Genomic DNA, 12,592 nt, shown 5'->3' with positions numbered 1-12,592 from the left:
AAGTTGCGCAATTTATATTGCGCAAGTTTTCTTTCGTACCTACGGTGAAGCCATGAACGACAAGCAGCCCAAGGCTTCCAGGCCCTCCAAGCCCTCCAAGCCCTCCAAGCCCGAAGAGTTTCGCCGCATCACGGACGTCGGCACGCTCAAGGCCTTCGGCCATCCGCTGCGTCTGAAGGTCTACGGCACGCTGCGGGTGGCCGGCCCGTCGACCGCGTCGCAACTGGCCGCGCAGGTCGACGAGGCGGTCTCGCTGGTCAGCTACCACCTGCGCAAGCTGGCGGAGCACGGCCTGATCGTGGAAGCCGAGGTGCAGAGCGGGGACGCGCGGGAGCGGTGGTGGCAGGTGGCGCAGGACACCCTGAGCTTCCGGCACGAGGACTTCAAGGACACGCCGGAGGGGGCGGCCACGCACACGGCCGTCATCCGCACTCTGATCGCTCATCGGGAAGAGCAGTACGAGACCTATCTCGCCCAGCAGGGGGCCTGGGGCGCCGAGTGGCGCATGGCGGCGGACCAGTCGGACTTCCTCGCCCGCCTGAACCCGGCCGAACTCACCCGGCTCAACGCCGAGATCCACGCCCTGATCAAGACGTACGAGGCGCAGGGCAAGGCCGCCGAGGCGGCGGGCGACACCGAGGGGCGCGAGAACGTCGCGCTGCACCTGGCCAGTTTTCCCTTCCGGCTCTGAGAGGGCTGCCCCACGTGACCACGACCGGTATACGTACAGCTTCCGTCACCGGGAAACCGGCGCATCGGGACGGCAATGTGCTGCGCTGGCTGAGCGCGTACAGCGCGTCCGCGGTCGGCGACAACGTCTTCTTCCTCGCCCTGTCCTGGGCGGCCATCCAGTCCGGGAGCCCCGCCCAGGCGGGTGTGGTCATGGCCGTCAGTGCCGTGCCACGTGCGCTCCTGATGCTGGGCGGGGGAGTCTTCGCCGACCGGTTCGGGCCGCGCCGGGTCGTCATCGGCAGTGACGCTGTGCGGTGCGTCGCGGTGTTCGCGGTAGCGGCGACGCTGATCGGGACGAGCCCCGGAGTGTGGCTGCTCGCCGCGCTCGGCTTCGTCTTCGGCGTGGTCGACGCGCTGTTCATGCCGGCGGTGGGTGCGCTTCCGGCACGCATCACCGAACGGCATCAACTGGCCCGCGTACAGGGCATGCGGGGCCTGGTGATCCGCCTCGCCAACGTGGTGGGGGCGCCGCTCGGCGGCCTCGGCGTCGCACTCGGCGGATCGGCCACGGCGTTCGGTATCGCCGGGCTGCTCTTCGCGGTGTCGCTGCCGCTGCTCGTGTCCGTTCGTATCGGGAAGCTGCCCCCTGACGAAGGGGCGGAGGGCCGTGGGCGCACCGCGTGGGACGACCTGGGCGACGGGCTGCGGTACATCAGGCGGCACCGGATCCTCGGCCCACTGATGGTCGTCGTGGCCCTGGCGGACCTGGGCTTCGTCGGGCCGCTGAACATCGGGCTCACCATGCTGGCCGACGAGCGCGGCTGGGGCGCCTCGGGAGTGGGCCTGGTCATCGCCGGGTTCGGCGCGGGGGCCGGGGGCTCGGCGCTCCTGCTGACCGTGCGGGGGCGGCTGCCGAGGGCGGGGCTCGTGCTGTCCGTGACGTGCGCCGTGGGAGCCGTGGGGATCGGAGTCGTGGCGTACGTGCCGAGTCTGCCGGTAGCGGCCGGGGTGGCACTGCTCGTCGGTCTCCTGGTGGGGCTCACCGGCGCGCTGTCCGCGGCGCTGATGCAGACGGAGGCGGACCCCGCGTACATCGGTCGGGTCGCGTCCGTCGGCGGCTTGGTCAGCCTGGGCGTGGCGCCGCTGACGTATCCCTTGACGGGATGGGCCGTGGGGATGTGGGGCACGGCCCCCGTCTTCACCGCCAGTGCGGCGACGTGCGTGCTGGCCGGCGTATACGGCCTGAGCTCGCGAGGGCTGCGGGCGGCCGAACTGCCGACTGCCCCACCCCGGCTCTGACACACACGCCACCACCGGCCTGCCCCCGAGCGACCCCGCCCTGGATCGGGGAAGCCCGCACCCCCCCGGGTGAGGGGACGGGCCTACCCCGCGGCCTGCATCAGCTGCACCAGGTTCCCCACCGTGTCGTCGAGCACCGCGGTGATCACCGGTCCCTGCTCCTCGGGCCCCTGAGTGAACCGCACCCCGAGGCCCACCAGCCGTTCATGTTCGGCCCGGACATCATCGACGCCGAAGACGATGCAGGGGATCCCCGCCTCGTGCAGCGCCTTGCGATAGGGCTCCGCAATGGGGCCCTCGCCCGGTTCGAGCAGGAGTTCCACGTCCGGCTGCGCGCCGGCCGCCCCCACGGTGACGAAGACCTGTCCGGCCACCATGTCCACGTGATGCCGGGTCTCGAAGCCCAGGACGTCCGTGTAGAAGGCGTGGGCCTTGGCCACGTCGTCCACGTACACTCCGGTCATCGCGACCCTGATCATCAGATGCCCAGTTGCTTCGTCTCGTGCAGTCGGGCGATCGCGTCCTTGTCCCCGTCAAGATCGACGTCGGCCACGTCCTGCCGCCCGTGGGCGAACATCACCAGCTCGGACGGCTGTCCGGTCACCGTCACCACGGGAGTGCCGCGGTGCGCCACCGCCGTCTGGCCGTCCGGGCGCCGCAGGACCACGCCCACCGGGGCCTTGCGGCCCACCAGGCGGGCCATCCGCTCCAGGCGGGACCACAGGGCGTCCGAGAAGACCGGGTCGAGCTCGCGCGGCGTCCAGTCGGGCTGGGCGCGGCGCACGTCCTCGGTGTGGACGTAGAACTCGACGGCGTTCGACGCCTCGTCGATCTGCTTGAGGGAGAAGGGGGAGAAGCGCGGCGGCCCGGTCCTGATCAGCTGGATCAGTTCCTCGTACGGCTTCGCGGCGAACTCGGCCTGCACTCGCTCCAGGCGCGAGGCCAGCTGCTTGATCAGCAGCCCGCCCGCGGCGTCCGCGCGGCGCTCGCGGACCACCACATGGGCCGCGAGATCACGGGTGTTCCAGCCCTCGCAGAGGGTGGGGGCGTCAGGTCCCTGCGCCTCCAACAGATCGGCGAGGAGAAGTCGTTCACGCTTGGCATGGGTCGACATACCACCCAGCCTACGACTCGGTACCTGGTCCGCCCACCCGTCACCCGGCCGCCACCCCTCATGGAGGCGCATCCGAGCCGCCCCTCTCATCCAGTGGACATGGCCAGGACAGCTCCCCGAGGCGCGGCACAATGGCCCCATGACCGTTTCGCCCCCGCCCAGCAGCCTCGACCCCGAGATCGCCGCCCGCCTCAAGCGCGACGCGGACGGCCTCGTCCCCGCCGTCGCCCAGCAGTACGACACCGGCGAGGTACTGATGCTGGGCTGGATGGACGACGAGGCGCTGCACCGCACGCTCACCACAGGGCGCTGCACCTACTGGTCGCGCAGCCGCCAGGAGTACTGGGTCAAGGGCGACACGTCCGGCCACTTCCAGTACGTGAAGTCCGTGGCACTCGACTGCGACGCGGACACCGTCCTGGTCCAGGTCGACCAGATCGGCGCCGCCTGTCACACGGGCTCCCGCACGTGCTTCGACGCCGACTCGCTCCCGGTCACCTTCACCGGCACCGAAGCGTGATCGTCTCCCCGTCCCGCAGCACGATGCGGGACGGGTCGCCGGCCCAGGCGCGGCCGGCGACATCGGCACGGCACTTCTCCCGTACCCCGCTGATGCCCCACTCGGTCATGAACTGACCCAGGGTGAAGTCCCGCCACTCCTCCGACTCCACGTGCAGGGTGCCGGTCGTGTCATGCGTGTGCAGCGGGCTGTAGCGCGGCTTCGGGCCCGAGCGGTCGATGCCGATGTCCGCGGGGACCGTGACGGGGTTTGTGCCGGAGTACACCTTCAGGGTGGTGTGGATGTGCATGTCCATCGCCTCGGAGTCGAGCATCTGAAGGCCCGCCGCCCGGACCCTCTCGGGTACGTCCTTGGGGGCGGGCCACACCACCGGTTCGGGGGCGGAGGCCGCGAACGCGGTCGAGACGAGGAGGAGGGCGAGGGCGGGCAGCCTGCGGCGCTTGGTGGTCGTCATCGTCCCCTTCTAGTGGCTCGCGTTCCACGGATCGACCAGCAACACAGCGGCCCACCCACACGGCCGTAAGCTCCTCCCCATGGATCTCGAGACCTTCCGCAAGCTCGCGAGCGACCGCCGAGTGATCCCCGTCAGCCGCAAGCTCCTCGCGGACGGCGACACTCCTGTCGGGCTCTACCGCAAGCTCGCCGCCGAGCGCACCGGCACCTTCCTCCTGGAGTCCGCGGAGAACGGCCGCTCGTGGTCCCGCTACTCCTTCGTCGGCGTCCGCAGCGCCGCCACTCTCACCACCCGCGACGGCGAGGCGCACTGGCTCGGCACCCCGCCCGTCGGCGTCCCCGCGTCCGGCGACCCCCTCGACGCCCTGCGCGCCACCGTCCAGGCCCTGCACACGCCGCACGACCTGGCGTCCGGGATGCCGCCCTTCACCGGCGGGATGGTCGGGTACCTCGGGTACGACATCGTGCGGCGCCTGGAGAAGATCGGCCCCGGCGAGCGGGACGACCTCAAGCTGCCCGAGCTGACCATGCTGCTCACCAGCGACCTCGCCGTCCTCGACCACTGGGACGGCTCCGTGCTCCTGATCGCCAACGCGATCAACCACAACGACCTGGAGACGGGCGTCGACGAGGCGTACGCCGACGCGGTCGCGCGGCTCGACGCCATGGAGGCCGACCTGTCGCGGGCCGTCTCCCAGCCCCCGGCCGCGCTGCCGCCGTCCGAGCTCCCTCCGTACACCGCGCTGTGGGGCGGCGAGCAGTACCAGGAAGCCGTCGAGGACATCAAGGAGCGCATCCGCGCGGGCGAGGCCTTCCAGGTCGTCCCCTCGCAGCGCTTCGAAACCCCTTGTGACGCGAGCGCGTTGGACGTCTACCGCGTGCTGCGGGCCACCAACCCGTCGCCGTACATGTACCTCTTCCGCTTCGACGGCTTCGACGTGGTGGGCTCGTCCCCCGAGGCGCTCGTCAAGGTCGAGGACGGGCGCGCCATGGTGCACCCCATCGCGGGCACCCGGCCGCGCGGCGCGACGCCGCAGGATGACCAGGCGCTCGCCGACGAACTGCTCGCCGACCCCAAGGAGCGGGCCGAGCACCTGATGTTGGTCGACCTGGGCCGCAACGACCTGGGCCGCGTCTGCGAGCCCGGCTCGGTCGAGGTCGTCGACTTCATGTCCATCGAGAAGTACTCCCACGTCATGCACATCGTGTCGACGGTCACCGGACAGGTCGCCGATGGCCGCACCGCCTTCGACGTCCTCACCGCCTGCTTCCCCGCCGGAACCCTCTCCGGCGCTCCCAAGCCCCGGGCGATGCAGATCATCGACGAGCTCGAACCCTCCCGGCGCGGCCTGTACGGCGGCTGTGTCGGATATCTCGACTTCGCGGGCGACTCCGACACCGCCATCGCCATCCGTACGGCGCTCCTGCGCGAGGGCACGGCATATGTCCAGGCCGGGGCCGGGGTCGTCGCCGACTCCGACCCGGTGGCCGAGGACACCGAGTGCCGCAACAAGGCTGCGGCGGTCCTGCGGGCGGTCCACACGGCGAACCGGCTGCGGCGTCCCGATGGACGTGAGGGATAGTGGAGGGGTGACTTCTGCCGTACCACCGCCCCGCACCCAGGCCGCCGACGCCCCCGAGGCCGACGCCGAGCCCGAGACCCGGGCCCAGCGCAGCGGTCGTCGCAGCATCGCCGTGGCCCTCCTGTTCGGCGCGGTCGGCGCGGCCCTCGCGCTGCTCGCGTCCCGCCAGACCTGGGCGAAGGGCACCGCTTCCGTGGCCGGCGGCGAGCTGCCGCTGAGCGCCACGGGCAGCGATGTCACGGGCGTGCCCGCGGCCCTGGCGATAGTGGGGCTCGCCGCGCTCGTGGCCGTCTTCGCCGTCCGCAAGGCCGGGCGGGTGCTGGTCTCGCTGCTGCTCGCGCTGAGCGGCGCGGGCACCGTGGCCGCCGCCCTCCTCGCCGCGAACGACAGCGGCGCGCTCGACGAGAAGGCCGCCGAGGCCTCCGGCGACGCCGCAGCCACGATCGGTGATCTCAGCCACACCGCCTGGCCGTACGCCGCGGCCGCCGCGGGCGCGCTGATCCTGATCGCCGGTCTGCTGGCCCTGACGTACGGCAGGTCCTGGCCCGCCATGTCGGGACGCTACGAACGCGACGGCGCCCCGCGCCCGCGCAAGGCGCCGCCGAAGGTGGACCCGGACCGGCCCGAGGACCTGTGGAAGGCCCTCGACCGCGGCGAGGACCCGACGCGCGAGGCGTGACCCCCGCGCTCACGCCGCGCGCGAGTACGGGACAATGGACCGGTGAGCGCTCGACTCACCCACGCATACAGCAACGAGGAGCAAGTCATGGCGGGCACAAGCCACGGACACACCCCGGCCGCCTGGACCGGCGTCATCATCGCCTTCATCGGTTTCTGCATTTCGGGTGCCTTCATGGTGCTGGCCAACCCGCTGGGCTTCTGGGCCGGCATGGTCGTCATCGCCGCCGGTGGCGTCGTGGGCATGGCGATGCGTGCCGCGGGCCTCGGCCAGGCGAAGCGCAGCCCGCAGCCGCAGGGCCAGGGCCAGCTCGCGCACTCCGAGGGCTGAGCGAGGCCGAGTCTCACCGACGTACGTGGGAGGCGGTCCCGGCAGGCGCCGGGGCGGCCTCCTTTCGCGTCTCCCTGTCGGGCACGGGCCGCCGCGGAAGGGCAGAATGCATCGGGTGAACGCTGAACCCGAGAGCGCGGCACCACCCGTCGGCCCCGTACTGCGGCGGCTCGCCGTGCCCCTCGGCGTGCTCGGCTCGGTGGTCGCGGCCTTCGCCTACGTGGGGACGGTCGACCCGAACGAGCCCGGCCACTACCCCACCTGCCCGCTGCTGCAGCTCACCGGCGTGTTCTGCCCCGGCTGTGGCGGCCTGCGCAGCGCCCACGCCTTCATCCACGGCGATCTCACCGCGGCCCTCGGTGCCAACGCGCTCGCCGTCGTCGGGTACGCCGTCTTCGCGGTCGTGTGGACCCTCTGGGCGGCGCACGCGGTGCGCGGGCGTCGGCTGCGGATCGCGTTGGGGCCCGCACAGCTGTACGGGATCGGGGTCCTCGTCGCGGTGTTCACCCTCGTACGCAATCTGCCGTTCGGGGCATGGCTGCATCCGTGACACGCGGCGAAACCGCAGGCCGCAGGGGTGAAGAGTGTCCAGATCGCGGGACTGGCGTCAACCGGATGCGGGGCCTTCGCCCTCCTGCGGATACCATCGCAGTGACCATCGGAATGCCTGATGAGGCAGCCGAACAGCTTGAGGTTCAAACAAAAGCTTCACCGTCAGGGAAGGGGGCCGCTCGCGTGAGTGTGCTCGACGAGATCATCGACGGAGTCCGTGCCGACCTCGCGGAGCGGCAGGCGCGCGTCAGCCTCGACGAGCTCAAGGAGCGCGCGGCGAAGGCTCCTGCGGCCAAGGACGGGGTCGCCGCGCTCCGCGGCGACGGCGTCAAGGTCATCTGCGAGGTCAAGCGTTCCAGCCCGTCCAAGGGTGCGCTCGCCGCGATCGCCGACCCGGCGGGCCTGGCCGCGGACTACGAAGCGGGCGGCGCCGCCGTCATCTCCGTGCTCACCGAGGAGCGCCGCTTCGGCGGTTCGCTCGCCGACCTGGAGGCCGTCCGGGCCAAGGTCGACATCCCGGTGCTCCGCAAGGACTTCATCGTCACCTCGTACCAGCTGTGGGAGGCCCGCGCGTACGGCGCCGACCTCGCCCTCCTGATCGTGGCCGCCCTGGAGCAGCCCGCCCTGGAGTCGCTCATCGAGCGCGCCCATTCGATCGGTCTCACGCCGATCGTCGAGGTGCACGACGAGGACGAGGCCGAGCGGGCCGTGGACGCGGGCGCGCGGGTCATCGGCGTCAACAACCGCGACCTCAAGACCCTGAAGGTCGACCGCTCCACCTTCGAGCGCGTCGCGCCCGAGCTGCCGGACAGCGTCGTCAAGATCGCCGAGTCCGGTGTGCGCGGGCCGCACGACCTCATCGCGTTCGCCAACGCGGGCGCCGACGCGGTCCTTGTCGGGGAGTCCCTCGTGACCGGCCGCGACCCGAAGGGCGCGGTCTCCGACCTGGTCGCCGCGGGCGCGCACCCGGCCCTGCGGCACGGGCGGAGCTGACCCCGCCCATGTCCATCGCCGTCCGCCTCGCACCCGGTTGCCGCCCTCGCGGCTGCCGGGCGCCGGCGCGGCGTGTGCATGGCCGCAGGGTGCGGTACGTCATCGGCGATGAACCGGGTCAGGTGAACGGGATGCGATGGCCGAGCGCCCCGTCAGGGGCGCGGGGAATTGCGCGACCAGCCACGGCGTCGCGTCGGCCGGACGAATCGTCCGTCCTTCACGGCGCGTAGCCGTCCTCACCCCGGTGGGGCTTGCTCGCGCGGTTCCCGCGCCCCTGGCGGGGGCGATCGCATCGCAGATCACCCATTCCCGCCATGTGAGGTAGAGGCATGTCCAGCGAGTACTTCCACCCCGACCCCGAGGGTCAAGTCCCCAGCGCCGAGGGCTACTTCGGCGCGTTCGGCGGCAAATTCATCCCGGAGGCGCTGGTCGCCGCCGTGGACGAGGTCGCCGTCGAGTACGACAAGGCGAAGAGTGACCCCGCCTTCGCCGCCGAGCTCGACGACCTGCTCGTCAACTACACCGGCAGGCCCAGCAGCCTCACCGAAGTGCCCCGCTTCGCGGAACACGCGGGAGGCGCACGGATCTTCCTCAAGCGCGAGGACCTGAACCACACCGGCTCGCACAAGATCAACAACGTGCTCGGCCAGGCCCTGCTCACCAAGCGCATGGGCAAGACCCGTGTCATCGCGGAGACCGGCGCCGGACAGCACGGCGTCGCCACCGCCACCGCCTGCGCGCTCTTCGGCCTCGAATGCACCATCTACATGGGTGAGATCGACACCGAGCGCCAGGCCCTGAACGTGGCCCGCATGCGGATGCTCGGCGCCGAGGTCATCGCCGTGAAGTCCGGCAGCAGGACCCTGAAGGACGCCATCAACGAGGCGTTCCGCGACTGGGTCGCCAACGTCGACCGCACGCACTACCTCTTCGGGACCGTCGCGGGCCCGCACCCCTTCCCCGCCATGGTGCGTGACTTCCACCGTGTCATCGGGGTGGAGGCGCGGCGCCAGATCCTGGAGCGCGCGGGACGGCTGCCCGACGCCGCCGTCGCCTGCGTGGGCGGCGGCTCGAACGCCATCGGTCTCTTCCACGCCTTCATCCCGGACGCCGACGTCCGGCTCATCGGGTGCGAGCCCGCAGGCCACGGCATCGACACAGGCGAGCACGCGGCCACGCTGACCGCCGGAGAGCCGGGGATCCTGCACGGCTCCCGGTCGTACGTCCTCCAGGACGAGGAAGGGCAGATCACCGAGCCCTACTCGATCTCCGCCGGACTCGACTACCCGGGCATCGGCCCCGAGCACGCCTTCCTCAAGGACAGCGGCCGCGGCGAGTACCGCGCCGTCACCGACGACGCGGCCATGCAGGCCCTGCGTCTCCTGTCGCGCACCGAGGGCATCATCCCGGCCATCGAGAGCGCCCACGCGCTCGCCGGGGCGCTCGACGTCGGCAAGGAGCTGGGCAAGGACGGGCTGATCATCATCAACCTGTCCGGGCGCGGCGACAAGGACATGGACACGGCCGCGCGCTACTTCGGCCTGTACGACACGGACGCCGCCGTCGAGGCGGACGCGGCAGGCACCGGCGCGGAGATCGAGGGGGACGCCAAGTGAGCGGCACTGTATTTATCGGTGGTCAGGGCCGGCTGTTGGACGAGACTCTCGCCGCGGCCAAGTCCGAGGGCCGCTCGGCCCTCATCGCCTACCTGCCGGCCGGGTTCCCGACCGTGGACGGCGGCATCGCGGCCATCAAGGCCGTCTTCGACGGCGGAGCCGACGTCGTGGAGGTCGGGCTGCCGCACAGCGACCCCGTCCTCGACGGCCCCGTCATCCAGACCGCCGACGACATCGCGCTCAAGGCGGGCCTGAAGATCGCCGACGTGATGCGCACGGTGCGCGAGGCCCACGAGGCGACCGGCAAGCCGGTGCTGATCATGACGTACTGGAACCCGATCGACCGCTACGGCATCGAGCGCTTCACCGCCGAGCTGGCCGAGGCGGGCGGCGCCGGGTGCATCCTGCCCGACCTGCCTGTCCAGGAGTCGGCGCTCTGGAGGGAGCACGCCCAGAAGCACGGCCTCGCGACGGTCTTCGTCGTCGCGCCGAGCAGCAAGGACGAGCGGCTCGCCACCATCACGGCGGCCGGCTCGGGATTCGTCTACGCGGCGTCGCTGATGGGCGTCACGGGCACCCGTGAGTCCGTCGGGGAGCAGGCGCAGGAACTGGTCCGGCGCACCAAGGCCACCACCGACCTGCCGGTCTGCGTCGGCCTCGGCGTCTCTAACGCCAAGCAGGCCTCCGAGGTCGCGGGCTTCGCCGACGGCGTGATCGTCGGGTCGGCCTTCGTGCAGCGGCTGCTGGACGCCGAGGACGAGGCCTCGGGCCTGGCCGCCGTCCGCGCGCTCGCGGGTGATCTCGCCCAGGGGGTCCGCGGCAACGCGTAACTCGTACGGGTGGACCTGGGACCGGGGAGGCATGCTCGTGCCTCCCCGGTTCGTTGGCGGGGTGTGAGCGAGAAGAACCGTGAGGGAAAGCGTGCGGCCCGCGACCGGCTGGCGGAAGAGCGAGAGCGGCAGAAGGGGCGGGACAAGCAGCGCAGGGTGTTGATCGTGAGTGCCGCCGTCGTGGGCGTGCTCGGGCTCGCCGCCGTGGCCGGTCTCGTCGCCGCCAACTCAGGTGACGACAAGGAGACTTCGGGCCCCTTGTCAGCCCCCAAGGGGGCGAGCGGCGAGGATCAGCTCGCGATCCCCGTCGGCAAGGCCGGCGCCAAGTCCACCCTCACCATCTGGGAGGACTTCCGCTGCCCCGCCTGCAAGCAGTTCGAGGACATGTACCGCAAGACGATCCACGAGCTCACCGCCAAGGGCCAGCTCAAGGTCGAGTATCACCTGGCGACGATCATCGACGGGAACATGGGCGGCAGCGGCTCCCTGCGCGCGGCCAACGCCGCGGCCTGCGCCCAGGACGCCGGTAAGTTCACTCCGTACCACGACGTGCTGTTCACGAACCAGCCCGCGGAGACGGACGACGCGTTCAGCAAGAACAGCAAGCTGATCGAGCTCGCGGGCAAGGTGGACGGCCTCGTCACCGACTCCTTCAAGAAGTGCGTGGACGACGGCAAGCACGACAGCTGGGCCACCGAGTCGAACAAGGCGTTCCAGGAAGCGGGCCTGCAGGGCACGCCGAGCGTGCTGCTCGACGGCAAGAACATCTTCGGCGACCAGAAGAACCCGCTGACCCCGGCGAAGTTGAAGGCGAAGGTGGAGGAGGCCAACAGGGGCTAGCAGTGGCAGGGCGTGAGCCCTCGTTCCAAGCCCCTGTTATGGAGACGTAGCCGGGCTGGTTGCCTTGAGCACCGCCCGGCACGGTAGCGTCGGATCTGCCATGGACCTTGCCTTCATTCCCAGCCCGTCGCGCGGTGTGGTCGAACTCGGACCCATTCCGTTGCGCGGCTACGCGTTCTGCATCATCATCGGCGTCTTCGTCGCCGTCTGGCTCGGCAACAAGCGGTGGATCGCTCGCGGGGGCCGCCCAGGCACCGTGGCCGACATCTCCGTCTGGGCCGTGCCGTTCGGCCTCGTGGGCGGGCGTCTCTACCACGTGATCACGGACTACCAGCTGTACTTCAGCGAGGGCCGTGACTGGGTGGACGCCTTCAAGATCTGGGAGGGGGGCCTCGGTATCTGGGGCGCGATCGCGTTCGGCGCGGTCGGCGCCTGGATCGGCTGTCGCCGGCGGGGCATCCCGCTGCCGGCCTGGGCCGACGCCCTCGCCCCCGGCATCGCCTTCGCCCAGGCGATCGGCCGCTGGGGCAACTGGTTCAACCAGGAGCTGTACGGCAAGGCCACGGATCTGCCGTGGGCGCTGAAGATCACGTCGGCGGAGGACGGCCGGGTGCCCGGCACGTACCACCCGACGTTCCTCTACGAATCCCTCTGGTGCATCGGCGTCGGCTTCCTGGTCATCTGGGCCGACCGCCGCTTCAAGCTGGGACACGGCCGGGCGTTCGCGCTGTACGTCGCGTCGTACTGCGCCGGGCGCGGCTGGATCGAGTACATGCGCGTGGACGACGCGCACCACGTCCTCGGTCTGCGGCTCAACGTGTGGACCGCCATCGCCGTGTTCGTGCTCGCCGTCGTGTACTTCGTGCTCTCGGCGAGGTCCCGCCCCGGCCGCGAGGAGGTCGTCGAGCCCGCGCCCGACGGCGACGGCCCCTCGGACGCCGCGGAGGACGCGGACGAGGACACGGAGCCCAAGTCCAAGGACGACGCCGCCGAGGACTCAGGGGACAAGGAAGCGGACAAGGACAAGGACGGCGCCGAGTCCGCCAAGAAGGGCTGACACGCTCCCTGCTTCGTACGTCGACGGGGCCGCCGGATCACCGATCCGGCGGCC

16 protein-coding genes are annotated in these 12,592 nt (G+C 71.1%); 13 read left to right on the top strand and 3 right to left on the bottom strand.

What is annotated here, in order from left to right:
* Window positions 1-52: 52 nt before the first annotated feature.
* Both AC5P1C_RS13495 and AC5P1C_RS13490 read left to right on the top strand, forming a co-directional pair.
* Window positions 53-691 carry a helix-turn-helix domain-containing protein gene (locus tag AC5P1C_RS13495; RefSeq protein ID WP_493866001.1) on the top strand — a complete coding sequence of 213 codons (639 nt, stop codon included), beginning with the start codon at window positions 53-55 and terminating at the stop codon, window positions 689-691.
* 14 nt (window positions 692-705) lie between these two features.
* Window positions 706-1,971 carry an MFS transporter gene (locus tag AC5P1C_RS13490; RefSeq protein ID WP_493866000.1) on the top strand — a complete coding sequence of 422 codons (1,266 nt, stop codon included), beginning with the start codon at window positions 706-708 and terminating at the stop codon, window positions 1,969-1,971.
* Between the two features lie 83 nt (window positions 1,972-2,054).
* Here AC5P1C_RS13490 and AC5P1C_RS13485 read toward each other — a convergent pair whose 3' ends face one another.
* Window positions 2,055-2,450 carry a VOC family protein gene (locus AC5P1C_RS13485; RefSeq protein WP_493865999.1) on the bottom strand — a complete coding sequence of 132 codons (396 nt, stop codon included), beginning with the start codon at window positions 2,448-2,450 and terminating at the stop codon, window positions 2,055-2,057.
* Entirely contained in the window at window positions 2,450-3,085 is a 636-nt protein-coding gene (locus tag AC5P1C_RS13480; RefSeq protein WP_493865998.1) for a TIGR03085 family metal-binding protein, read from the bottom strand. Before AC5P1C_RS13480 ends, AC5P1C_RS13485 begins: the two co-directional genes overlap by 1 nt.
* A 139-nt stretch (window positions 3,086-3,224) precedes the next feature.
* Here AC5P1C_RS13480 and hisI point away from each other — a divergent pair, with 139 nt between their 5' ends.
* Window positions 3,225-3,605 (top strand): phosphoribosyl-AMP cyclohydrolase, encoded by a 381-nt coding sequence (gene hisI, locus AC5P1C_RS13475; protein ID WP_493865997.1) that lies wholly within the window; start codon window positions 3,225-3,227, stop codon window positions 3,603-3,605.
* Here the strand turns inward: hisI and AC5P1C_RS13470 are convergent.
* Window positions 3,586-4,059, bottom strand: coding sequence for a hypothetical protein (locus tag AC5P1C_RS13470; protein WP_493865996.1), 474 nt, complete (start codon window positions 4,057-4,059; stop codon window positions 3,586-3,588). The two genes, hisI and AC5P1C_RS13470, sit on opposite strands and share 20 nt — an antisense overlap.
* 79 nt (window positions 4,060-4,138) lie before the next feature.
* On the opposite strand from AC5P1C_RS13470, the gene AC5P1C_RS13465 reads away from it, so the two are divergent.
* The 10 genes from AC5P1C_RS13465 to lgt all read left to right on the top strand — a co-directional run bounded on the left by AC5P1C_RS13465 (window position 4,139) and on the right by lgt (window position 12,538).
* Complete coding sequence (locus AC5P1C_RS13465; RefSeq protein WP_493865995.1) at window positions 4,139-5,641, top strand: anthranilate synthase component I; 1,503 nt, start codon at window positions 4,139-4,141, stop codon at window positions 5,639-5,641.
* A complete protein-coding gene (locus AC5P1C_RS13460; protein WP_493865994.1) occupies window positions 5,625-6,320 on the top strand; it encodes a TIGR02234 family membrane protein in 696 nt (231 codons plus the stop codon). The genes AC5P1C_RS13465 and AC5P1C_RS13460 overlap by 17 nt, the downstream gene beginning before the upstream one ends.
* An 87-nt stretch (window positions 6,321-6,407) precedes the next feature.
* Window positions 6,408-6,650, top strand: coding sequence for an HGxxPAAW family protein (locus AC5P1C_RS13455; protein WP_493865993.1), 243 nt, complete (start codon window positions 6,408-6,410; stop codon window positions 6,648-6,650).
* A 106-nt stretch (window positions 6,651-6,756) separates the two neighbouring features.
* Complete coding sequence (locus AC5P1C_RS13450; protein ID WP_493865992.1) at window positions 6,757-7,200, top strand: DUF2752 domain-containing protein; 444 nt, start codon at window positions 6,757-6,759, stop codon at window positions 7,198-7,200.
* A 185-nt stretch (window positions 7,201-7,385) separates the two neighbouring features.
* Window positions 7,386-8,195, top strand: coding sequence for an indole-3-glycerol phosphate synthase TrpC (gene trpC, locus AC5P1C_RS13445; protein ID WP_249590480.1), 810 nt, complete (start codon window positions 7,386-7,388; stop codon window positions 8,193-8,195).
* An 8-nt stretch (window positions 8,196-8,203) separates the two neighbouring features.
* The gene (gene trpM, locus AC5P1C_RS13440; protein ID WP_493865991.1) at window positions 8,204-8,425 is read left to right on the top strand and encodes a tryptophan biosynthesis modulator TrpM; all 222 of its coding nucleotides are present in this window, start codon (window positions 8,204-8,206) and stop codon (window positions 8,423-8,425) included.
* Between the two features lie 99 nt (window positions 8,426-8,524).
* Window positions 8,525-9,811, top strand: a complete 1,287-nt coding sequence (gene trpB, locus AC5P1C_RS13435) for a tryptophan synthase subunit beta (RefSeq protein ID WP_493865990.1) — start codon at window positions 8,525-8,527, stop codon at window positions 9,809-9,811.
* Between the two features lie 14 nt (window positions 9,812-9,825).
* Entirely contained in the window at window positions 9,826-10,641 is an 816-nt protein-coding gene (gene trpA, locus AC5P1C_RS13430) for a tryptophan synthase subunit alpha (protein ID WP_493866066.1), read from the top strand.
* Between the two features lie 63 nt (window positions 10,642-10,704).
* The gene (locus AC5P1C_RS13425; RefSeq protein WP_493865989.1) at window positions 10,705-11,481 is read left to right on the top strand and encodes a DsbA family protein; all 777 of its coding nucleotides are present in this window, start codon (window positions 10,705-10,707) and stop codon (window positions 11,479-11,481) included.
* Window positions 11,482-11,581: 100 nt separating this feature from the next.
* A complete protein-coding gene (lgt, locus tag AC5P1C_RS13420) occupies window positions 11,582-12,538 on the top strand; it encodes a prolipoprotein diacylglyceryl transferase (protein ID WP_493865988.1) in 957 nt (318 codons plus the stop codon).
* The last annotated feature ends 54 nt before the right edge of the window (window positions 12,539-12,592 follow it).

The organism is Streptomyces sp. A18, from assembly GCF_059026065.1.
Note: the sequence above shows the minus strand (reverse complement) of the source record. Positions and strands in the feature narration are given on the sequence as shown.

Excerpts from the sequence above, each read along its gene's own strand:
- AC5P1C_RS13495 (WP_493866001.1), top strand. The coding sequence starts at position 53 with ATGAACGACAAGCAGCCCAAGGCTTCCAGGCCCTCCAAGCCCTCCAAG.
- AC5P1C_RS13485 (WP_493865999.1), bottom strand. The coding sequence starts at position 2,450 with ATGATCAGGGTCGCGATGACCGGAGTGTACGTGGACGACGTGGCCAAG.
- AC5P1C_RS13480 (WP_493865998.1), bottom strand. The coding sequence starts at position 3,085 with ATGTCGACCCATGCCAAGCGTGAACGACTTCTCCTCGCCGATCTGTTG.
- hisI (WP_493865997.1), top strand. The coding sequence starts at position 3,225 with ATGACCGTTTCGCCCCCGCCCAGCAGCCTCGACCCCGAGATCGCCGCC.
- AC5P1C_RS13470 (WP_493865996.1), bottom strand. The coding sequence starts at position 4,059 with ATGACGACCACCAAGCGCCGCAGGCTGCCCGCCCTCGCCCTCCTCCTC.
- AC5P1C_RS13465 (WP_493865995.1), top strand. The coding sequence starts at position 4,139 with ATGGATCTCGAGACCTTCCGCAAGCTCGCGAGCGACCGCCGAGTGATC.
- AC5P1C_RS13460 (WP_493865994.1), top strand. The coding sequence starts at position 5,625 with ATGGACGTGAGGGATAGTGGAGGGGTGACTTCTGCCGTACCACCGCCC.
- AC5P1C_RS13455 (WP_493865993.1), top strand. The coding sequence starts at position 6,408 with ATGGCGGGCACAAGCCACGGACACACCCCGGCCGCCTGGACCGGCGTC.
- AC5P1C_RS13450 (WP_493865992.1), top strand. The coding sequence starts at position 6,757 with ATGCATCGGGTGAACGCTGAACCCGAGAGCGCGGCACCACCCGTCGGC.
- trpM (WP_493865991.1), top strand. The coding sequence starts at position 8,204 with ATGTCCATCGCCGTCCGCCTCGCACCCGGTTGCCGCCCTCGCGGCTGC.
- trpB (WP_493865990.1), top strand. The coding sequence starts at position 8,525 with ATGTCCAGCGAGTACTTCCACCCCGACCCCGAGGGTCAAGTCCCCAGC.
- lgt (WP_493865988.1), top strand. The coding sequence starts at position 11,582 with ATGGACCTTGCCTTCATTCCCAGCCCGTCGCGCGGTGTGGTCGAACTC.